The 20577-nt window shown below is 64.4% G+C and carries 20 protein-coding genes and 1 tRNA gene; 9 read left to right on the top strand and 12 right to left on the bottom strand.

The window, feature by feature from the left end; translation table 11 throughout:
- Positions 1-57: 57 nt before the first annotated feature.
- On the top strand, positions 58-1041 hold the full coding sequence (locus ABIA42_RS31010) for a GlxA family transcriptional regulator (RefSeq protein WP_370118008.1): 984 nt from the start codon (positions 58-60) through the stop codon (positions 1039-1041).
- 26 nt (positions 1042-1067) lie between these two features.
- Here ABIA42_RS31010 and ABIA42_RS31015 read toward each other — a convergent pair.
- Positions 1068-1144, bottom strand: a tRNA-Arg gene (locus ABIA42_RS31015).
- Between the two features lie 144 nt (positions 1145-1288).
- Between ABIA42_RS31015 and ABIA42_RS31020 the strand changes: the two genes are divergently transcribed.
- Together ABIA42_RS31020 and ABIA42_RS31025 are read left to right on the top strand one after the other, a co-directional pair.
- Positions 1289-1648 (top strand): VOC family protein, encoded by a 360-nt coding sequence (locus tag ABIA42_RS31020; RefSeq protein ID WP_370118005.1) that lies wholly within the window; start codon positions 1289-1291, stop codon positions 1646-1648.
- Positions 1649-1892: 244 nt separating this feature from the next.
- A complete protein-coding gene (locus tag ABIA42_RS31025; RefSeq protein WP_370118002.1) occupies positions 1893-4352 on the top strand; it encodes a hypothetical protein in 2460 nt (819 codons plus the stop codon).
- Positions 4353-4417: 65 nt separating this feature from the next.
- Here ABIA42_RS31025 and ABIA42_RS31030 read toward each other — a convergent pair whose 3' ends face one another.
- The 6 genes from ABIA42_RS31030 to ABIA42_RS31055 form a co-directional block, all read right to left on the bottom strand.
- The gene (locus ABIA42_RS31030) at positions 4418-5350 is read right to left on the bottom strand and encodes a phosphatase PAP2 family protein (RefSeq protein ID WP_370117999.1); all 933 of its coding nucleotides are present in this window, start codon (positions 5348-5350) and stop codon (positions 4418-4420) included.
- A 78-nt stretch (positions 5351-5428) separates the two neighbouring features.
- Complete coding sequence (locus ABIA42_RS31035; protein WP_271531280.1) at positions 5429-7219, bottom strand: adenylate/guanylate cyclase domain-containing protein; 1791 nt, start codon at positions 7217-7219, stop codon at positions 5429-5431.
- A 194-nt stretch (positions 7220-7413) separates the two neighbouring features.
- Positions 7414-8370, bottom strand: coding sequence for a tripartite tricarboxylate transporter substrate-binding protein (locus tag ABIA42_RS31040; protein WP_370117995.1), 957 nt, complete (start codon positions 8368-8370; stop codon positions 7414-7416).
- Between the two features lie 124 nt (positions 8371-8494).
- Positions 8495-8866, bottom strand: coding sequence for a cupin domain-containing protein (locus ABIA42_RS31045; RefSeq protein ID WP_271531278.1), 372 nt, complete (start codon positions 8864-8866; stop codon positions 8495-8497).
- A 27-nt stretch (positions 8867-8893) separates the two neighbouring features.
- The gene (locus ABIA42_RS31050) at positions 8894-9532 is read right to left on the bottom strand and encodes an RraA family protein (RefSeq protein WP_271531277.1); all 639 of its coding nucleotides are present in this window, start codon (positions 9530-9532) and stop codon (positions 8894-8896) included.
- 21 nt (positions 9533-9553) lie between these two features.
- Complete coding sequence (locus ABIA42_RS31055) at positions 9554-11071, bottom strand: AMP-binding protein (RefSeq protein WP_370117991.1); 1518 nt, start codon at positions 11069-11071, stop codon at positions 9554-9556.
- Between the two features lie 231 nt (positions 11072-11302).
- Between ABIA42_RS31055 and ABIA42_RS31060 the strand changes: the two genes are divergently transcribed.
- Positions 11303-11926: a hypothetical protein gene (locus ABIA42_RS31060; RefSeq protein ID WP_271531275.1), complete on the top strand. Its 624-nt coding sequence runs from the start codon at positions 11303-11305 to the stop codon at positions 11924-11926.
- 37 nt (positions 11927-11963) lie between these two features.
- On the opposite strand, the gene ABIA42_RS31065 is transcribed toward ABIA42_RS31060, so the two are convergent.
- Both ABIA42_RS31065 and ABIA42_RS31070 read right to left on the bottom strand, forming a co-directional pair.
- Positions 11964-12179, bottom strand: coding sequence for a hypothetical protein (locus ABIA42_RS31065; RefSeq protein ID WP_370117988.1), 216 nt, complete (start codon positions 12177-12179; stop codon positions 11964-11966).
- A gap of 18 nt (positions 12180-12197) precedes the next feature.
- Positions 12198-13202, bottom strand: a complete 1005-nt coding sequence (locus tag ABIA42_RS31070; RefSeq protein WP_271531273.1) for a 2-dehydropantoate 2-reductase — start codon at positions 13200-13202, stop codon at positions 12198-12200.
- 167 nt (positions 13203-13369) lie between these two features.
- Between ABIA42_RS31070 and ABIA42_RS31075 the strand changes: the two genes are divergently transcribed.
- Positions 13370-13948, top strand: a complete 579-nt coding sequence (locus ABIA42_RS31075; RefSeq protein ID WP_271531272.1) for a YidB family protein — start codon at positions 13370-13372, stop codon at positions 13946-13948.
- Positions 13949-14038: 90 nt separating this feature from the next.
- Positions 14039-14311, top strand: coding sequence for a GlsB/YeaQ/YmgE family stress response membrane protein (locus ABIA42_RS31080; RefSeq protein ID WP_271531271.1), 273 nt, complete (start codon positions 14039-14041; stop codon positions 14309-14311).
- 173 nt (positions 14312-14484) lie between these two features.
- Here ABIA42_RS31080 and ABIA42_RS31085 read toward each other — a convergent pair whose 3' ends face one another.
- Positions 14485-15270, bottom strand: a complete 786-nt coding sequence (locus ABIA42_RS31085) for an SDR family NAD(P)-dependent oxidoreductase (RefSeq protein WP_271531270.1) — start codon at positions 15268-15270, stop codon at positions 14485-14487.
- Positions 15271-15517: 247 nt separating this feature from the next.
- On the opposite strand from ABIA42_RS31085, the gene ABIA42_RS31090 reads away from it, so the two are divergent.
- The 3 genes from ABIA42_RS31090 to ABIA42_RS31100 all read left to right on the top strand — a co-directional run bounded on the left by ABIA42_RS31090 (position 15518) and on the right by ABIA42_RS31100 (position 18770).
- Positions 15518-16582 carry an acyl-CoA dehydrogenase family protein gene (locus ABIA42_RS31090; RefSeq protein WP_370117983.1) on the top strand — a complete coding sequence of 355 codons (1065 nt, stop codon included), beginning with the start codon at positions 15518-15520 and terminating at the stop codon, positions 16580-16582.
- 18 nt (positions 16583-16600) lie between these two features.
- Positions 16601-17761, top strand: a complete 1161-nt coding sequence (locus ABIA42_RS31095; RefSeq protein WP_370117980.1) for an acyl-CoA dehydrogenase family protein — start codon at positions 16601-16603, stop codon at positions 17759-17761.
- A 196-nt stretch (positions 17762-17957) separates the two neighbouring features.
- On the top strand, positions 17958-18770 hold the full coding sequence (locus ABIA42_RS31100) for an enoyl-CoA hydratase/isomerase family protein (protein ID WP_370117977.1): 813 nt from the start codon (positions 17958-17960) through the stop codon (positions 18768-18770).
- 198 nt (positions 18771-18968) lie between these two features.
- Here the strand turns inward: ABIA42_RS31100 and ABIA42_RS31105 are convergent, their stop codons facing one another.
- Positions 18969-19721, bottom strand: a complete 753-nt coding sequence (locus tag ABIA42_RS31105) for a hypothetical protein (protein WP_370117974.1) — start codon at positions 19719-19721, stop codon at positions 18969-18971.
- Positions 19722-19723: 2 nt separating this feature from the next.
- Positions 19724-20515, bottom strand: a complete 792-nt coding sequence (locus tag ABIA42_RS31110) for an enoyl-CoA hydratase (RefSeq protein ID WP_271531265.1) — start codon at positions 20513-20515, stop codon at positions 19724-19726.
- Positions 20516-20577: the final 62 nt, after the last annotated feature.

Raw genomic sequence — 20577 nt, forward strand, 5'->3', positions numbered from 1 at the left:
TCATGTCTTCAATTGACGTAATACGTCCAAATCGGACAAATACCGACCGAGGCGGACATGAGCGGGAAGCCGAAACCGAGGACAGTTGTGATCGTGGCGTTGCCCGGGGTGCAGCTTCTCGACGTGGCGGGGCCGCTCGACGTCTTCGCCGAGGCCAACGTGCAGGCCGGCCATCAGGCCTATGTGCTTTTGGTGGCTGGGGCGGAGCCCGGCCCGATCCACAGCTCTTCAGGCGTGCGACTGATGCCGGACCGGATCATCGATCGCGGCTTCCAGGAGAGCATCGACACATTGCTGATCGCGGGATGCCCGCACGCCGCCGACGTGCCGGCTGACGGCGTCGTGACCGATTGGCTCCGCCGGCGGGCGACCAGGACCCGGCGCTTCGGGTCGGTTTGCAGCGGCGCCTTCTTCCTTGCAGCAGCGGGACTCCTCGACGGTAGACGAGTCACGACACACTGGGCAGTCGCCAACCGACTTGCCGAAAAATTCCCGTCAGTCACCGTGGACAAGGACGCGATCTACGTCACCGACGGCAAGCTTCGCACGGCTGCCGGTGTCACGGCGGGGCTGGATCTCGCGCTCGCCCTCGTCGAGGAGGATCTCGGGCGCGAGACGGCGATGAAGGTTGCGAGCCAGCTCGTCATGTTCTTCAAGCGCCCGGGCGGACAAATGCAGTTCAGCCGCAAGGGCGAGACCGTCCCCGCCGGCCGTGCCGCACTGCAGGAACTGCAGCGCTGGGTCGCCGCCAATCCTGGACTGGACCACAGCGTCGCGAGCCTCGCGGCGCGCATGGACATCAGCCCGCGTCACTTTGCGCGGCTATTCCGTGCCGAAGTCGGAATTACCCCCGCAACCTGGGTCGAGGAGGCCCGCGTCAACGCCGCGAGGCGCCTGCTGGAGCTCGGAAACGAAGCGCCCAAGCAGGTGGCCCTGCATTGCGGCTTTGCCGACGCGGACACGCTGCGCCGCGCGTTCGCCCGCCATGTCGGCGTGACGCCCGCCGAATATCGCAAGCGCTTTGCGCGGATCTCGGCCTGATACGCGATACGAGAGGAAGATGAAAATGGCGATCCCGGGAAGACTCGAACTTCCGACCTACGGTTTAGGAAACCGCCGCTCTATCCGGCTGAGCTACGGGACCGCGGAACCCCACAGTTGCAGGTTCGGCCCCCTCATAGCAGAGCAGGATGCGGTTCGCCAAGCCGCAAGGCGGGCCGGACCATCGTCAAGCTGAACAAGGCGGCTGTACAATCGCGGCCCAATCCCTCCTGGCGGAGCAGCTCACATGATCGACAGCATCAGCGCCATCACGCTCGGCACCCATGACATGGCGCGCGCCGTGCACTTCTACCGCTCGCTCGGGTTCGAGCTGCTGTATGGCGGCGAAGCCGCAGCATTCACGAGCTTTCGCGCCGGCAGCGGCTATCTCAACCTGACGGCGCAGCCGGATGACAGGCGCTGGTCCTGGTGGGGCCGCGTCATCTTCCATGTCGCCGACGTCGACGCGACCTATGAGCAGGCGCGCGCCGCGGGATGGCAGCCGTCGACCACGCCGCGCGATGCCGAATGGGGCGAGCGCTACTTCCATGTCACCGACCCCGACGGCCACGAGCTCAGCTTCGCGCGACCACTGCGAAAGGCATGACGAGGCGGTCCCGCGCCCTGACTCGATGATCGGCGGCAGCGCCAGAGCGGCTCTCGGTCCGCGAGACCTTTGGTTTGCCGTCAGAAGCCGCCCATGAACGGCGAGGAAATCGCCTCTTCCCTCGTCATAGGGGTCTGACCTTCCACCACTTTTGCAAGCAAGCGGAACGAGCCTTGCGTTGCTCAATCCGGGGAGGCATGCTCGGCTCCGTCGTGCCGGAGATCGAGACCCCTTGAGGTGAGCTATGAATCTTCCGCAAGAACCAGATCTTCTGATTGAGAAGGATGCGGACGGGGTTGTTCGTGAGTTGCGCCATCTGCAGACGCCGGCGGTGGCCGACCCTGACGTGTCAGCGAAGCGAGCCGCGCTCGCGTATCTGAGGCTGGCGTCCCACACCGATCCGCCTTTGCTGCCGCTCAGCGACGGCGATTTGGACCACCTCGACCACACGGCCGACTCAAACGGACCCGGGCGATCCGACAAATCAAGATTTCGATGGTCACAGCCGCGCGAGCTGAAGCGCAACGGCGATGTCGAGACGACGGTCGTCTGGTGTCAGCAAACAATTCCGATCAAGGTCAAGGGTATTGATTTCGTCCCCGATGTTCAGGGTGGCAGCATGCGTCTCGTCGCACATTACGGGCGGCAGGCAGGCCGGTGGCAGATCACCAGTGCCCGATCAACGTTACTCATGCACGCCAATCTGTCGATCAAGCCGGGCTTCGCGGAAAGGGCATTTCGCGATTTCAATCCGGAGTGGGCCGACAGCCTTGGCGCGGAACAGATCGCAGGCTGGCTCGGCCCTGTCCTAGGCTTTGTGCCGCCGGACGCGATCGCAGATGGACGACTCGTTGCGTATCATCGAAGCGAGCCCAGCACCGTGTACGAGAATGGCGGGCTTGGCTTGGCGGCCAGCGCCACGGTTTTCCTGCCGGTGGCGAGCGGCGACTCGATTGCGCACCGGGTCCTTTTTGATCCTCTCGCGGCCAGGCTTATTCGCAAGACCCCAATCGCGTCGGCGTGCGCTGGGTATGCCTTCCTTAGTGATCCCTCCAGTAAGACAGGCGCGTTCGACATACGACCTGACAGCGGCGGCGCCACTCTCGACCAACAGCGCGACCCCGTTGCACTGCTTGACCTCGAACACGCCGGTGGCGGACAGCTCAGGCTGTCCGGTCCGCGGGTAACGGTCCGCAAGCCGGCTGCGCTCGGCGAGAAATACAATCCGCCGGAGCAGGTAGCCCCATTCGCCTTCTCGGCTCGAACGAATGAATTCGCTGCGGTCAGCGCCTACTGTCATTGCGATTCCATGATGCGACTGATCCGCGGATTCGGCTTCGGCCTGCAAGATCACTTCCATGATGTCAGACTGCCTCTGACCGTCGATCATCGGGCCAAGCTCCTGGCGGGGCCCGGTGCACGTGACGGCCGCGGCATCAATGCCTACGTAACGCCGTTTCTGGGCGACACGGCACAGCGACCCTGGAACGTCGCGATGCTGTTTGCCCTCGCAGATCTTTCGGACACCTGGAAGCACCCCTTGGGGCTCGTCGCCGACGTGCGCTTCGTATGGCACGAGTTCTGTCATGTCCTGATCCTTGCCGCGACCGGATCGACCGAATTCGATTTCGCTCACAGCGCCGGCGACGCGCTCGGAGCGATCATGTGTGATCCGGCGTCGAAGCTCCCGAAGGCGTGGCGTGGGGTGACGTTCCCCTTTGTCCAGCTGCCGTTGCGGCGGCACGACCGCAAGGTCGAGCAAGGCTGGGGCTGGAGCGGTACGCTCTATGAGAAACCCGCACCCACTTACGGCGCCCGTGATCCCGCCGGCTACAATTCCGAGCAGATCCTGTCGAGCACTCTGTTCCGGCTCTATCTCGCCGCGGGCGGTGATGCGGTTCTCAGCAATCCGGCACGCGAGCCGGACCTCGAGCGCCGCCGGGCGGCCGCATATTACACTGCTTACCTCATCGTCCGCGCCATAGCTTCGCTCGGGGCCGTTGAAACCGAGCCGACAGGCGAAGCGACCCAATTCGCGACCGCCCTCATGGACGCAGATGTCGGCACGCCCGATCTCGACTATGAGGGATCGACACGGCGCGGCGGAATGCTGCACAAGGTTGTCCGCTGGACTTTCGAGCAACAGGGTCTGTATCAGGCCTCTTCGCCCGGCCAAAACAAGCCGGGCAGCGCACCGCCGATCGATATTTACGTCGACGATGGACGCAAGGGAGATTACCAATACAGCGAACCTTGGTCAGCGCTTCCCGAGGTTCTATGGGTCCAGCACAGCGAGGGTGACAGCGCGCCACATGAGGTGCCGCGCCCGGGCTATGTCAACTATGTCTACGTCATTCTCCGCAACCGCGGCGCCCAGCCGGCGAACGGTGCGACGGTCAGCGTGTTCGCGGCCACTGACGATGCTGCCGATGTCTGGGATACCGCATCGACCGGCTGGGAGCTGCTCGATGGCGACACGACTCAGCGCTACGTACCCAATGGGGCCTCGGTGAAATTCGGACCCTTCAGATGGACACCACAGGCCGGGAAGAGAAACGCTTTGCTCGCCCGCGCGACGGGCGCAGGCGACCGCAGCAACATCGATACGGGGTCCACCCTGCCATGTGCTACCGGTCCCGTGGTCGTCGCGGATATTGTCCGCGCCGACAACAATCTCGGTTATCGGGAGTGGACCCTTTCGTAGAGCCTGCGCCGGTCTGGACCGGCGTTGCCGCAAGATCGACCCGTCATGACCTCCGGCAATGCCGCTTAGACCGGAGCGGGCGCGGGCGTTGGCTGGCTCCATTCCTTCTTGGCCTCCGCGAAAAGTTTCTTGATCTTGGAGGTGGCGGGCAGAGCCATGATCTTTGCCTTGCACTTTTCGGCAATGAACTTTCCTGCCTCAGTATCGCTTCGATAGTGCACCCCCGCTCGCTCGCGGTTCACTGCGACTCTCTCAGCAAGCCATTCGAGTTCACACTTGTAGGAACACGCGACCTCCTCCAGGAACAGAGACATGAGCCAGCTCTGCAAGGAATGACCGCTTGGAAATGAAGCATGTGCTGGTGGGCCGAAGGCCGGCAGCAAGCCTGGGCAGGCGTACGATGGCCGCGGTCGCTTGTAGTAGTCCTTGTAAAAGGCCGCCACGATCTGGCCGATTCGGACGGCAAGATTCATGACCACCAGCGTATGGTGGTGCTCACCATTATTGACCGCCATCAGGCTCACCCAGTATCCGGGCGCATTGTCATGCTGCGCAACGATTTCGCCCATGTAGCGCTCGCGATCGGTCTGCATGAGCAGCTGAAGTTGCATGATCTCGCAGGCCACAAAATCCTGATAGTCCGGCTTGCTCGGGTGCCAGGCGAGCAGGGTCGGCCGCTCCGCGGCGATGTCCGTGTAGATCGTGTCCCAATCGGTATCCCTTATGAACTCCGTGAGAGAGAGCAAACAAAGGACGTCGGGATCCCATGGGCCGACCCTGTCTTTCCAGCATTCCTTGAGCAGCAATTTCTCCGGAAAGCTCGGGTCCGTGTTCGGCCCGAGGTCGTACTGCAAGGTCAGGGGTCGGAAGCCGAGTTCGGGTGGTGTGGCACCGAAGGCCATCCCCATCCCCATCCCCATGCCCATGCCCATGCCCATTCCCATACCCATGCCCATACCCATCCCCATGCCCATCCCCATTCCCATGCCCATGCCCATGTCATCCTCCAGAGCTGTTCTGCGGGAACCTGTATCTTGTAGGAAGCCGCCAATAACTACGGCGCACTTATCGCGCCGTCAGCGAGGCAACCCAGCTTCAATCAATCGTTCAGCAAGTAGAGCGAGCCGGTCCGGCTGCTTGATCGGGTACCAACTGCAATATTTCTCAACCGAGAACGTGGAATCGATCCTCATGTGCGCGGCGCCAACTTCGCGCGCCCGCTCGAGAGAACCGGCGGCTACGAGGCTCGCGGCAAGAAGCCGCAGATTCGCGGCAAACTGCGGAGCAGCTGCCATGACCTTCGTGCCCCAATGCACGGCATCGTCGAAGGTCTCATTGGTGTAGTGCGCGTTGGTGAGCGCCGACTGATAGAAATAGGCGTACGGATCGAGCGGCGACAGCGATATGCCGTAAGATGCGCGCGCCACGGCACGCGGTCCATCGCCGAGATAGCAGTATGTCGATGCGCTCAGGGACCACGCAATGGCGGAGTTGGGCGTTCCCCCGATTGCACGGTCGAAAGCATCGAGGGCGCGGTCATACGCGCCGAACAGAAACGAATTGATGTGACCGAAGATCGCGAGCGCCACTGGGTCCGACGGTTCGAACTCGAGCGCGCGCGACGCAAGCCGCAATGCCTCACAGGAATCGGCTTTGAAGTCGGTCGAATGACCCTCGCCGATGTGCAGGATGTACCATTTTGCCATCAGGGCATAGGCCGCCGCATATTGCGGATCATGATCGAGGGCGAGTTCGAACAGGCTTCGCGCCGCAAGCATGTCGTCATGACCGAGGCGATACAGGCGATACATGCCCTGCAGGACCAGGTCGTAAGCGTTCATGCTCTGCGGCGCCTTGCGCTCGGCATGCTGCAGCTCGGAGATATGGATATGCGGCAGGAGCGCGTATGCGATACTCGTTGCGATCTTCTCCTGCACATCGAACAACTGGCCGATCGACGCCTCGTACTGATTGGTCCACAGCATGGACCTCGTATCGACATCGATCAACTCCACCCGCATCCGTAGTATCTCGCCGTTACGCTTGAGCGTTCCCGTGACGAGATATCGCACGCCAAGACGATGGCAAACGGCAGCAGGGTCGACGGTGGGGTCGGTGAATCCAAGTGTGGACGTGCTGGATACGACGAACAATTCGCGAATACCCGCCAGCGAGGCGACGATATCGTGGACGATTCCCTGCGCGAGATAGGCATCCGCCGCCTGAAGGCCGAGCATCTGCAGCGGCAAGACCGCCACGGACGGCTTGAGCGAATGAGCCACCGAGATTGTTGGAGCTCGCAGGTCGTGGTGCGCTATCTTGAATGCTCGGACGCGCCGTTCGATATTCTTGAGCGTGAGGAATCCCAGGTCGGCGGCTTGGTAGCGCAGATGATCCTTAACCTGATCGTGAATGGCTCCGGAAATCACGACCCCGCCCGGGCCGGCGAATTCCTGAAGCCGGGCTGTAATATTGACTCCGTCCCCATAGATGTCGTCACGCTCAGCGATGACGTCGCCAACATTTGCCGACATCCTTAACTGCAGCAGATTACCGCCGGCAGATGACGATTCCGCCAGATGGATCTGCGTGTCGAGTGCGAACCTGATTGCGTCAACCGGATTCCTGAACTCCAGCAGTAAGCCGTCACCGGTACTCTTGATTACCTCGCCAGCACATGAAGCGACGCGCGGCTCGATAATGTCCGATCGCATCGACATCCAGCGTTGATGCGTGCCTTCCTCGTCGCTTCCCATCAGCCGGGAATATCCGACGACATCGATGAAAATCGTCGCTGCGGTACGCCTTCTCGGTCGCCCTTGATCCGAGCCGTTGTCCGGGAACGTGTTGTCGGCTCTGATCATCATCACAGACGCAACAACTCTGGGGCAGCCACAACCATTGTGGCGCCGAAAGATTGTAGCAGACAAGGACAGTCAGGCAAATGCAAGGCGTGCTAGGCAGAGTCCCTCGGTTGAACCACACCAATCGCCTGCCCCATCACGGAGAGCGGACCGAAAAGCCACGCTCCACAAGACGATGAGAACACCCGTTTGGCCCTTTACGCCCTGATGTTGTTGTCCTTCACCACCTTGCCCCAATAGGCGACCTGCTTGTCGAAGAAGGCCTTGAAGGCGGCGCCGTCCTGGAGCAGCAGCGTCATGTGCTGGGTGTCCTTGAGCTGGGTGGCGGTCGCGGGCTCGCTCAGGATCTCCTTGGAGGCGGTCGCCATGGCGGCCACGACATCGGGCGGCGTGCCTGCGGGGGCGAAGATGCCCCACCAGGCGAGCGTCTCGAAATCGGGGAAGCCGGCCTCGATCGCGGTCTGAGTATCAGGCAGAGCCGGCAGCCGCTCGCGGCCGAGCTGCAGGATCGGACGCAGCATGTTGGTGCCGAGCTGGGCGGCGACCAGCGCGGCCGATCCCGCGATCAGGTCCACATGGCCGCCGAGCACGTCGTTCATTGCAGGGCCACCGCCGCGATAGGGCACGTGCATGATCTCGACCCCGGCCTTGCTGCCGAGCACGGTCATGGCGAGATGGCCGAGCGTACCGATGCCGACCGAGGCATATTTCACCGCGCCGGGCGTCGCCTTGCAGGCCGCGACCACGTCGGCAAAACTCTTGTAGGGACGGCCGGCACCCGCGGCGATCACGTAAGGCGCGGTGCCGATCAGCAGCACCGGCATCAGCTCGCGCTCGACATCGACCGGCGGCTTGTCGAGGATGGCCGGGATCACCGCATGGGAATCGAACGTCACCAGGAAGGTCGAGCCGTCCGCCGGACTCTTGGCGACCTGCGCCGCGCCGAGCGCGCCGGCCGCGCCGGATTTGTTCTCGACCACGACGATGCGATTGAGCTTGGTTTGCAGATTGCTCTGCAGCAGCCGCGCCATCGCGTCGGTCGAGCCGCCCGGCGGGAACGGCACGACCAGCGTGATCTTTCCGGCCTGTGCCGCCGCGGGCGCCACGGCGAGAATGGCGGGCGCAGCCAGGAACGTGCGTCTTGTGATCGTCATAGTCCCCTCCCTGTGACTCTTGCGCCTGGCTTTTTTGCTCTTTGGCGCTCGAGCATGATCCGGAAAAGCTAGCAGCTTTCCGGAAAGATCATGCTCCAGACAAATACCTGAAGCGCCAAGCGCTTCAGGTCGTTCCGAAACCCGACCCTGGTTTTCTGTATTCTGGCCGAGGCGGACTGAAGATGTCCAGCACCCGGGCGCCTTCGGGGCCGGCGCGCATGGTGTGCGGCACGTTGCCGGGTGTGCGCCAGAAGTCGCCCTTCTTCACCGGGATCTCCTCATCGCCCTGGACGCGGATGGCGGAGCCGTCGAGCAGCACGCCCCATTGCTCCTCGGGGTGATGATGCAGCGTGCCTTGCGCATGCGGCGCCAGCGTCACCACCGAGAGCATCGCCTGCTCGCCGGAGAAGATGCGCGTGGTCACCCCGGCCGCGAGCTCGCGGAATAGGCCGTCGCTGGGATCGTCGATGTTGTGGAATTCGTCCTTCTGGCTCACGGCATCCTCCCCTTCGTTCTCGTCTGATCAGGACTTTCCATACGAGCCCTGGTAGCGGCCCTCGCGGATCGCCTTCAGCGTCTCCTCCTCGCGCGCGACCTGGGCGCGCACCGCTTCCAGCAGCGCGGCGGCGCCGGCGGCGGGAAACGACACCACGCCGTCTTCGTCGCCGACGACGATGTCGCCGGGCGAGATCACGCTGCCGCCGACGGTGACAGGCACGTTGATCTCGCCGGGACCGTTCTTGTAGGGACCACGATGGATCACAGCGCGCGCATAGCAGGGAAAATCGTCGGCCGCGAAAGCCGCGACGTCGCGGATCGCACCGTCGATCACATAGCCTTCGGCTTTGCGCCATTGCGCGATGTTCTTCATGATCTCGCCGACCAGCGCCCGCGTCTCGTCGCCGCCGCCGTCGACCACGATGACGTCACCCGGGCCGACCAGGTCGAGCGCGCGGTGGATGGCGAGATTGTCGCCGGGCCGGGTGCGCACGGTGAAGGCCGTTCCCACCAGCTTGCCGCCGCGATGATACGGCCTTAGCCCCACCGCGCCCGGCAGCCGGGCGAGATTGTCAGAGATCACCGAGGTCGGCGCGTCCCTGAAACCTTCGATGATATCAGCCGGCGGCTTCGGCACGCTGCTCGCTGCGATGGTGATCGTCATGTCAGTCCTTCCGTGTTTGTCTTAATCGACGTGCGCCCGCGCCTTCGCCGGCCAGATCCGGAAGGCGCGCCCCTCCTTCATCCACGCCGCGCGCTCATCGCGCAACAGCGTGCGGCGGACTTTACCGGAATCATCGCGCGGCGGAGCGCCGACGAACTCGAAGCTTTCGGGGTGCTTGTAGCGGCTGAGCCGGTCTTTCAAAAACTCCGCCATGCCGTCAGCGATGGCCTGGCCGTCGGCATCAAGCTCCGGTTCGATGATGGCATGCACGCGCTGGCCCAATTCCGGATCAGGCAAGCCCACCACGACGCAGGAGCGCACCCCGGGGCAGGCAGAGACCGCAGCCTCGACCTCGGCCGGATAGATGTTGGCGCCGCCGCGCAAGACCATGTCGGCGAGGCGGTCGCCGAGATAGAGATAGCCTTCAGCATCCAGCCTGCCGATATCGCCGAGAGACTCCCAGCCGTCGGCACGGCGTTTCGGCTCGGCACCGAGGTAGTGATAGGTGGCGTCCTTGCCGTCATTGTTGAGGAAGAAGATCTCGCCGGTTTCCCCCGGCGCAACATCGTTGTCGTCCTCGCCGATGATGCGAAGCTTCGCCATGTCACCGATCTTGCCGACCGAGCCCTTGTGCGTCAGCCATTCCGTGCCGGAGATGATGCAGGCGCCCTGGCGCTCGGTGCCGCCATAGAGCTCCCAGATCCGCTCGGGCCCGAGCCAGGCGATCCAGTTCTCCTTCAGCCAGGGCGGCATCGGCGCGGCCATGTGGAAGACCGTCTGCAGGCTCGACACATCGTAGGCGTTGCGCACGTTCTCCGGCAGCGCCCAGATCCGGTGCATCATGGTCGGCACGAAATTGACCCATTGCACGCGCTCGCGTTCGATCTGGCGCAGCGTCTCCTCGGCATCGAACTTGGTAAGGCCGGTGAGCTTGCCGCCGACGAACAGCGCATAATGCGACACGATGAACGGCGCATTGTGATAGAGCGGGCCGGGATTGAGCAGCGAAACCCCGAAGGGGATGTTGAGCGGCGGCGCGGCGACCGTGTCGGTCACCGCCGGCTGGTGATCGAGGATCACCTTGGGTCGGCCGGTCGAGCCGCCTGAGGTCATCGCTTTCCAATAGCGCGCCACCGGCGCATTGAGCGGCTCGTCCGAGAAACCTTCCGGCACGAAGTCCGCAGCCAGCCGGTTCGGCGCATTCCAGTCGGCCTCGCCGCCGACCACAAGCGACGGCTTCAGAATGTCGAGCACCGCGGCGGCTTCGCCGCGCGGCAGCCGCCATGACAGCGAGGTCGGCGTCGCCCCGCACTTCCATACCGCAAAGGAGGTCTCGAAGAACGTGTTGCCGTTCGGCAAGCCGATCGCGACGAAATCGCCGGGCTTGACGCCCCTGGCCGCGAACGCGCGGGCGCGCCGGTTGGCGCCACGCTCGAGCTCGTCCCAGGTCAGCGTGTCCTGCCCGTGACGGATGGCGATCGTGCCATGCGGTTTGCGTTCAGCGTACCAGCGCGGCACGTCGGACAGGGGCAGCAGCATCAGGCATTTCCACTTCGTCTTCTTGGCGACGCCTCGGGAGTGAGGCGCTCGCGGCATGAGTGTAACAGTCTGCCGGCAGGGCGCTGTGACTCCGGCGCCACGTCAAGCACAAAATGTCAGCATTGCAGACATGAAATTCCCGAGTTCCATGGGTGACAAGGAGGCGATAAAGGGGCAAAAATCCGTCTCGACTCAGTTCGGGTTGAGTCCTGCAAGGAATGCTCTCGTAGAATGTCGGCCGTGGCTACATCGCGTCGTGCGGCGCTGCTTCTTGTGACCGCAGCAGGGTTTCTCCTGCTGACGCATGCGCATGCCGAGGCGCAATGGTGGAAACGCGCGCCGGTCGATTTCGAGGAATGCGCCGACGCCGCCGAGAAGGCCGCAACCAAATCCGAGAAGACCTCCGCGCTTGCCGATTGCAACGCCAAGTTTGCCGGCCGCCGCAAGCCGGGCGGCGGCTATTCCTATTACGACTTCCTTCAGGATCGCACCTTCGACATCGCTGGCCCCAATCCGACGCCGGAGGAACAGAAGAAGATCGACGAAGCCTACACCGCCTATCTCGCCAGCCAGCGCCGCAGCAATGAAGCGGCCCAGGCCACCGCTCGCCAGCAGCGCGAGCAGCAAGAGCAACTGGTGCAGCAGCTTCAGCAGGTTGCACTGCGAACCGAAGTCGAGCGCGTGCCTATTCCGGTCGAGCGGCCGAAGGTCCAGCAGGCAGCAGGCCCGAGGCCGAAGGGCGCGCCCTGCACCAAGGGCTCGTTCTCCTGCGAATGGCCCCGGCTATCGGAAAGCTTGAACGATCTGAAGAAGCTGTTCAACCCGACCCCGAGCAAGCCCGCGAAGAAGGGCTGAGCCGAGACAGCGTCATTTCCGGATTCAGCGTGGAGCGTCAGTTCGTGCGCTTCTTCTTGCCGCGCTTCGGCTTGACCGCGGGCGCAGTCGCGGGCTCCGTTATGGCCATCGAACCACTCAACTCCTTGCGGCTCTCCTGCAACCGCCTGTCATAGCCGGGCGAGTTCATGACCGTCGGCGGCCTGGCGTAGGCGAGCGTCGATGCGGCGCAAAGCGCGGCCATTGCAAGCCCGATCATCAAACCACGCTTCATCGCGTTCCTCCTTGGCACTCACGCCGATCCGCGAATCTGCTGCGGCGTCAGCCGCGGCGGGCCGTTGCCGGCCGTCTCAGCCTCCTTGATCAGCGCAACAATGCGGCGCATCAGCGGCACGCTGACATTGTTCCGCTCGGCGAGCGCGATGACTGCGCCCTGGAGATAGTCGATCTCGGTCCTGCGGCCCTGCTTCAGATCCTGCCACATCGAGGAGCGCGCCTCGGGATCGATCTTCATCGTGCGTCCCAGGATCGCTTTGAAGATCGCATCGGGCAGCCGCAGCAAGGCCGGAGACCACCTCATCGGGATCGGCGTCGCCGAGACCGGCGTGATGCCGGCCGCCTTCAGCGCGGCGAGCCCCTCGGCCATCTGGTCGGCGAACAATCTGCGCCAGTCGCGGTTCGCCAATTGCGCGGCGAGCGGCAAGTCCGACAACGCGCTGAGCGCATTGTTCAGATTGATGATCAGCTTGCCCCATTGCACCCCGGTGATGTCGCTGCTCGCGCGCATCGTGAGGCCGGCGACCGAGAGCTTCCCGGCCGTGTTCTCCGCATCCTCCCCAATATGAATGTCGCCGGAGGTCGAGCGGTGGAAGCGGCCCTCGCCCATCGCGATCACGTTGAACGGCACCATGCCGGCCAGCACGCGGCGGCCGCCGAGCCGCTCGCGCAGCACGGCGACGTTGCCGACGCCGTTCTGAAGCGAGACGATGACGGCATCCTCAGGCGCATGCTGCGCGATCTGCTCGGCAACAGCGGCGGTGTCGGCGCTCTTCACCGTGACCAGCACGATGCCTGCGCTGTGGAAGATCGAGGGATCCTCCGATAGCGCCAGTTGCCCCGCGCCAAGCCTCTTCTCGGAGCCGTCGAAATCGGTCAGAAGCAGGCCGAACCGTTCGATCTCGGTCTTCACCCGCGGCCGCACCAGGAGCGCGACGCGGCGGCCGGCGGCCGCCAGCATGCCGCCGACGAAACAGCCGATGGCGCCCGCGCCGGCGACTACGATCGGTCGATTTGTCATAACCTCGCCTTGCTCAACCTGAACGGCCCGCCTTCGATAGCAGAGGCCAGGCCGGCAACCAATCGCGGTGCATCCGACTTGTAACGGTCATGCGTGCCCCATATGTTTTCGCCCCGGGGGCAGTCAGCGGCGAGCGCTCGCCGAACCAGGCGCCAAAGGAGAGCACCATGGGTCTACTCGACGTCCTCAATGGCATGCAGAACGGCCCGCGCGGCCCGAGCACACCGAGCTCCGAGAAATCCTCCGGCGGCATGTCGCCGATGACCATGGCGCTGCTCGGCCTGCTCGCCTGGAAGGCATTCAAGCATTTGACGGCAGGCCAGCCCGGCGCGGCGCCTGCCCCGCAGCCGCGGTCGCCGCTGCCGCCTCCGACGCAGGCAAATGCGGGCGGCCCCGGCGGCGGTCTCGGCGATTTGCTCAAAGGTGGCCTCGGCGGCCTGCTTGCGGGCGGCGCGGCCGGCACCGTGCTCAGCGGCGGGCTCGGCGATCTCCTCAACCAGCTCCAGCAGAGCGGCCACGGCGATGCCGCGAATTCCTGGGTCGGCAAGGGCGAGAACAAGCCGATCGCGCCCGGCGATCTCGCCAGCGCACTCGGCGCCGACCAGATCGACAGCCTGTCCGCCCAGAGCGGCCTGTCACGCGAGGAACTGCTCTCCGGCCTCAGCCAATATCTGCCGCAGGTGGTCGACCATCTGACGCCGGACGGCCGGCTGCCGAACGAGAACGAACTCTCAGGCAGGATCTGAAGTTCTTGGTCTGAGCATGATCTATTCGGAGAACCGCGACACACTTCTCCGGATCATGCTCGAAGCGTTCTCGGGAAGGGGAGCACACTCATGAGCATAGGCGGCCTGCTGTGGATCATCGTCGTCGGCTTCGTCGCCGGCCTCATCGCGCGCTGGCTGGCGCCGGGACCAAACAGTCCGAGCGGCTTCATCCTCACAACCATCCTCGGCATCGCCGGCGCATTTCTGGCAACCTTCGTCGGCCAGGCCATCGGCCATTACAGCCCCGACCAGGGCGCTGGCTTCATCATGGCCACGATCGGCGCGGTGGTGGTGCTGTTCATCTGGCACCGGCTGGTGGCGAGGGGCGTGATCAAGGGGTGAGCACATTCGGTGTCGTCCCGGACAAGCGCGCCCCAAGCGCGCGCAGATCCGGGACCTATAACCACAGGGAGGAGTTTGGCGAAGATTGACAACTGCGAATCTTGGCCAAACTACTCCCTGTGGTTATGGATCCCCGCGTTCGCGGGGATGACAGCGGAGATTGGAGCGCGATCTCACGTAATCAGATGCATCCCAGCATCCATGCGCACGACCTCGCCGGTCATGTTGCTGGAGGCCGGCATCGCCAGGAAGCAGACGAGTTGCGCGATGTCTTCTGCGCGCGAGGCGACCTTCAGCGGCACCTTTGCGACAACGCTATCGCGCACCTGCTTGGCCCCTGCCTCGCCGCGGCCTTTGGTGAACCAGGGCGTGTCGATATAGCCGGGGCACACCGTGTTGACGCGGATCAGCGGCGCCAGCGCACGCGACAGCGACAACGTCATGGTGTTGAGTGCGCCCTTGCTCGCGGCGTACGCGATCGACGAGCCGACGCCGCTGATGCCGGCGACCGAGGACACGTTGACCACCGCGGAGGGACGCCCCGAAGCCTTCGCGCCCGCCTCGAGCAGACTGCGCGCCGCGCGCACCATCTGGAACGGACCGATGGTGTTGACGCCGTAGACCCGCTGGAAATCTTCCGCCGACAATCCGTCGAGATCGGCGTGAGCCACATGCTTGGTGGTGCCGGCATTGTTGACGAGCACGTCGAGCCGGCCCCATCCGCTGGCTGCCGCGACGATCTTGCGGCAATCCTCATCCTTGGAAACGTCGCCCTGCGCGACCAGGACCTCTGCGGCGCCGGCCTTGCGGCAGAGGTCGGCCGTGGCCTCGGCTTCCTTCTGGCTCGACGAATAGTTGATGACGAGCCGCGCCCCGCTCCGCGCGAGAATCTCCGCGGTCGCCGCGCCGAGGCCGGACGCCGATCCCGTCACGATTGCGCACAGACTGTCCTTTGCCATCCCGAATTCCTTCCCCTGTTCTGACGTTGACGTCCTCTTTAGCGAGTTTGCCGCGCCCTGCAAATCGAGCAAACTCCGCTAAGCGGAATTAGCCTCCCATGGGCCCTTGCGCCCATGCCCGCGCCGCAGGTTGACCTGCGGTCAACGCTTGTCAGGGCCATGGCTTTTTCCGATCATCGGGCGCAAGAAGAGAGCGCGCACCCGCCTACGGAACGGGACGCGCCAATGGCAAGACACGGGGAACGCTGTGGCGGAGAGTGACAATATCGTCGTCGAGACCGCGGAGAAAATCTTCGCCGATCTCGCCGATCCGCAAACCATCAACAACGACAAGAAGGATTCGTGGCAGGCGCCGCTGTGGCGGGCGCTGAGCGAGGCGGGCCTGCCATTGTCCTGGGTGCCCGATGATCTCGGCGGCTCCGGCGCGAGCCTTGCCGATGGCTTTGCGCTGCTGAACGCCGCCGGCCGTTTCGCGGTCGCGGTGCCCCTGGCCGAGACCATGCTGGCGGGGTGGCTGCTGGCGCAGGCCAGGATCTCCTCGCCCGAAGGCGAGATGACGTTGCTGCCGGCTTCGCCGAAGGACCGCATCAGCCTCGATGCCGATGGCGCGCTCTCCGGCCGTGCCCGCGGCGTGCCGTTCGCGAAGACAGCGAAGCACTTCGCGGTGCTGGCACACGGCAAGGACGGTGTTTACATCGCGCTGGTCGATGCGGCCAAGGCGCGGATCGAGGCCGGCCTCAATGTCGGCTACGACCACAGCGACACCGTGACGCTCGACAAGGTCCAGCCCATCATCATCAAACCCGCGCCGAAGGGCTTCGACCAGACCACGCTGATGCTGATGGGCGGCGTCGCACGCAGCCTCCAGATTGCCGGTGCATTGGAATCGATGCTCGATATCTCCGTGCGCTATTCCAACGAGCGCGTCGCCTTCGAGAAGAAGATCTCGAAATTCCAGGCGGTGCAGCACAATCTCGCGCGCCTTGCCGGCGAGTCCGCCGCGGCGCTTGCGGCGGCGACATCGGCCGCCGACGCGATCGCCAACGCAAGATCCTTCAACGACGAGGTCTATCTCGAAGCCGCCTCCGCCAAGATCCGCTGCGCGGAAGCCGCCGAGAAAGGCGGCGGCATCGCCCATCAGGTCCACGGCGCGATCGGCTTCACCATGGAGCACATTCTGCACCGCTATTCGCTGCGCGCGCTGGCCTGGCGCGACGATTTCGGCTCGGAAAGCTACTGGGCCGTCGAGCTCGGCAAGCTGGTCGCAAACCGCGGCGCCGACGAATTGTGGCCGCTCGTGGCGTCGCGCTGATCAGGAGACGAGACAACAATGACCGCTGCCCTCCGTTTCGATCCGATCCGCCTGCCGGAGAAGTGCGAACAGCTCCGCAAGGAAGTGCGCGCCTTCCTCGCCGAGGAAATCGCCGCCGGTACCTTCGATCCGCACAAGCCCAACCGCGAAGACACCGACGCGCCGGAGTTCTCCCGCCGCGTCGGCGCCAAGGGCTGGCTGGGGATGACCTGGCCGAAGAAATATGGCGGGCAGGAACGCTCCTTCCTCGAACGCTACGTCGTGACCGAGGAGATGCGCGTCGCCAACGCGCCGACGCGACGCTTCTTCGTCGCCGACCGCCAGAGCGGGCCCGTGCTGCTGAAATACGCGCCCGAGCACATCAAGATGGATATCCTGCCGCGCATCTGCCGCGGCGAGATCTGCTTTGCCATCGGCATGAGCGAACCGAACTCGGGCTCCGACCTGTTCGCGGCAAAGGCGCGCGCGACCAAGACCGACGGCGGCTATCTCATCAACGGCACCAAGATCTGGACCTCGTCGGCGCACATCGCCGACTACATGATCGCGATCTTCCGGACCTCGCCGCCGACCAAGGAGAACCGCCGCCACGGCCTGACGCAGTTCCTGGTCAAGATGAAGCAGCCCGGCATCAAAGTGAACCCGATCGGCCAGATCACCGGCCAATACGAGTTCAATGAGGTCGTCTTCACCGACCATTTCATTCCCGACGATCACGTGCTCGGCGAGGTCGACGGCGCCTGGAAGCAGGCGACCTCGGAGCTCGCCTACGAGCGCTCGGGCCCCGAGCGCTTCCTGGAAACCTATTACGTGCTGACCGAACTCGTCCGCGCAGTCGGTCCCAATCCGGACACGCGCAGCGCCGAGGGCATCGGCCGGCTGGTGGCGCAACTCCACACCATGCGGCGCATGTCGGTCTCGGTTGCCGGCATGCTGGAAGCCGGCAAGGAGCCGGTGGTCGAAGCCTCCATCGTCAAGGACATCGGCACGGTCTGGGAGCAGCAGCTTCCGCACCGCGTGCGCGATCTCGCCGCCTTCGTCGAGGAGACCGCGAGCAACCGCGAGACGCTGGAGCGACAGCTCGACTTCGCGATCAAGACCGCACCGAAACTCACCATCCAGGGCGGCACCACCGAGGTGCTGCGCGGCATCATCGCCCGCGGACTTGGCTTGCGCTAACGCGCATGGACGACGCTATCGCGGCTCGCTCCGATCACCTCTCCCATAAGGAGAGGTCGATTTGCGCCAGCAAATCGGGTGCGGGGCTGGGCTTCACCGAGGGAGTGAAACCCCTCACCCGGCGCTGCGCGCCGACCTCTCCCCTTGGGAGAGGTGGTTCTTCGCTACGGATACATCGAGTTACGGGAGGCAAAGAATGAGCACCTACAAAGATATCGGCGTCGAGAAGGTCGGGCATGTCGGCACCATCGAGATCCGCCGCCCGCCGCTCAACTTCTTCGACATCTCCCTGATCAACCAGATCGCGGATGCGCTAGAAGAGTTCGACCGCGACATCGAGATCCGCGCCTCGGTTCTGTCGGCACAGGGCAAGGCGTTCTGCGCGGGCGCGAATTTCGGCGATCCGGCGCGGCAGGCGCAGGAGGCGCGCGAAGCCGACAAGAAGGGCGATCCGGCCGACAGCCTCGGCTCGATCAACCATCTCTACATCCAGGCGGTGCGCATCTTCCGCGCCAAGAAGCCAATCGTTGCCGCCGTGCAGGGCGCGGCCATCGGCGGCGGACTCGGGCTCGCGGTCTCCGCCGATTTCCGCGTCACCTGCCCCGAGGCGCGCTTCTCCGCGAACTTCACCAAGCTCGGCTTTCATCCCGGCTTCGGCCTGACCGTGACGTTGCCCGAGCTGATCGGCAAGAACAACGCCGAGCTGATGTTCTACACCAGCCGCCGCGTCACCGGCGAGGAAGCGGTGAAGTGGGGCCTCGCCAATGAGCTGGTGCCGCAGGACCAGGTGAAATCGGCCGCGATGAAGCTCGCCGGCGAGATCGCCGAATGCTCCCCGCTCGGCCTGCTCTCGACCCGCGCCACGATGCGCAATGGCCTCGCCGACCGCGTCTTGGCCGCGACCAATCACGAGCTCGCCGAGCAGACCAGGTTGCGGGCGACGGAAGATTTCAAGGAAGGCGTGAAGGCCACGGAAGAGCGGCGCGCGGCGAATTTCAAAGGGCGGTGATCGCGGCGGGATCCCGCCGTATCACTTTGACATCGCGCACAACCAACCCTGTCGTCCCCGTGACGGCGGGGCCCCATAATCACAGAGAGGAGTTTGGCGAAGTCCCGGAGTTATCATCCCGCATCATAACCGCGTCCTTATGGGTCCCGGATCTGCGCTTCGCTTGTCCGGGACGACAGCGGTGTTTGCGGCAAGAGCTCAAACCACAAGCCGGAACGTCACGCCGCCCAGCAGGAACTCATTCCCTGCGACCGCGTGCCCTTTCGCCCGCGCCGCATGCAGCACACGTGCTGCATCAGCCACGCGAAACTCCAGCGCGCTCATGATCTCGCTCGCTCCCTTCACGAAGCGGAAGGTTGCGTTCGGCAGCTTCAGTTCGGCATCGCCGCTCGGCGCAATACCGATGATCTTTCCCCAATGCTGCGCCAGCCCCACCGGGTCCGGGCTCTGCATCTCCACGATTGTGAGCGCCTGCGTCACATCCTTGCGGATGAATTTTTGCCAGTCGGGTCCCGCCGGCGGATAGGGGCCCAGAATGTCGTCGCTGCCTTCGGTGTGGTTGAACTCGATGAAGGCGGCGCGGCAGTCGCGCGGGTGCAGCTGCACGCCGTGATAGGGCACATGGTCGATCACGTTGGCGGTGCGCACGCCGAGCGCGTTGGCGTTGCGGCCGCGCTCGTCCGGATCGTTGCAGCAGAAGATCGCCATGTAGCCGCCGCGGCCGCCGGTCTTCTCGATGAAGCGGCCGGCCGTGGTGCCGCCCTTGAAGGGTGCCACCACCTCGAGCAAAATCGTGTCGACCGGGAGTAGCGCGTTCTCCAGGCCGTATTTCGCGACATTGCCGTCCCGATAGCAGACGGAAAGGCCCATGATCTCCGCGATGTCGGAAATGACGGGCGCGAGCTGCGGCGCGACCAGGCAGATCTGCCGCAGCCGCATATAGGGCGCCATCGTCATGCGCCCCTGAAGGTCGGCTTGCGCTTCTCGACGAAGGCCTTGGCGGCCTCCTTGTGATCCTCGGTGTCGCCGCAGCGGGTGTGATGGATTGCCTCGCCGTCAAAGCAGTCTTCCAACGGCAAGTGCTCGGCATTGTTGATGTTGCGCTTGATGAAGCCGAGCGCGATCGACGGGCCCTGTGCCAGCGACAGCGCGAGCTCGTGGGCGGCGGCGTCGATCTCGGCGTCCGGCACGACCCTGGTCACCATGCCGATCGCATGCGCTTCCCTGGCCGTGAGCACCGGCGACATCAGATAGAGCTCACGCGCCCGCGCGCTGCCGAGCAGCTGGGTGAGGAAATAGGTCCCGCCGTAATCGCCGGAGAATCCGACCTTGGCGAAGGCGGTAGTGATCTTGCAGGATTCGGAGGCGATGCGCAGGTCGCAGGACAGCGCCATCGACAGGCCCGCGCCGGCCGCGGCACCATCGAGCTGCGCCACCACGGGTTTGGGCATCTGATGCAGGATGCGCGAGACCTCCATGCCGCGGCGCAGATTCGCAAGCTTCTGCTCGAACGGCAGCGGTGCGCGGCCTGCCGCCATCGACTTGACGTCGCCGCCGACGCAGAAGGAGCCGCCGGCGCCCTTGAACAGCACCGCCCGCACCTCGGGATCGTCAGCCGCGCGCCGCGCCGCTTCGACCAGCCCGGCGACCATGTCAGGGTTGAGCGCGTTCTTCCGCTCCGGGCGGTTCATCGTGATGGTGAGCAGCCCGCCTTCGAGCTTTTGCAGGACCATGTCGTTGCTCACAGGGCGTCTCCCTTGTTGTTTGTTGTGTCGTTCCGGGGCGCGATGAAGTCGCGAGCCCGGAA

The sequence above is a fragment of the Bradyrhizobium sp. USDA 327 genome (genome assembly GCF_041262065.1).
GTDB classification, from domain to species: domain Bacteria; phylum Pseudomonadota; class Alphaproteobacteria; order Rhizobiales; family Xanthobacteraceae; genus Bradyrhizobium; species Bradyrhizobium liaoningense.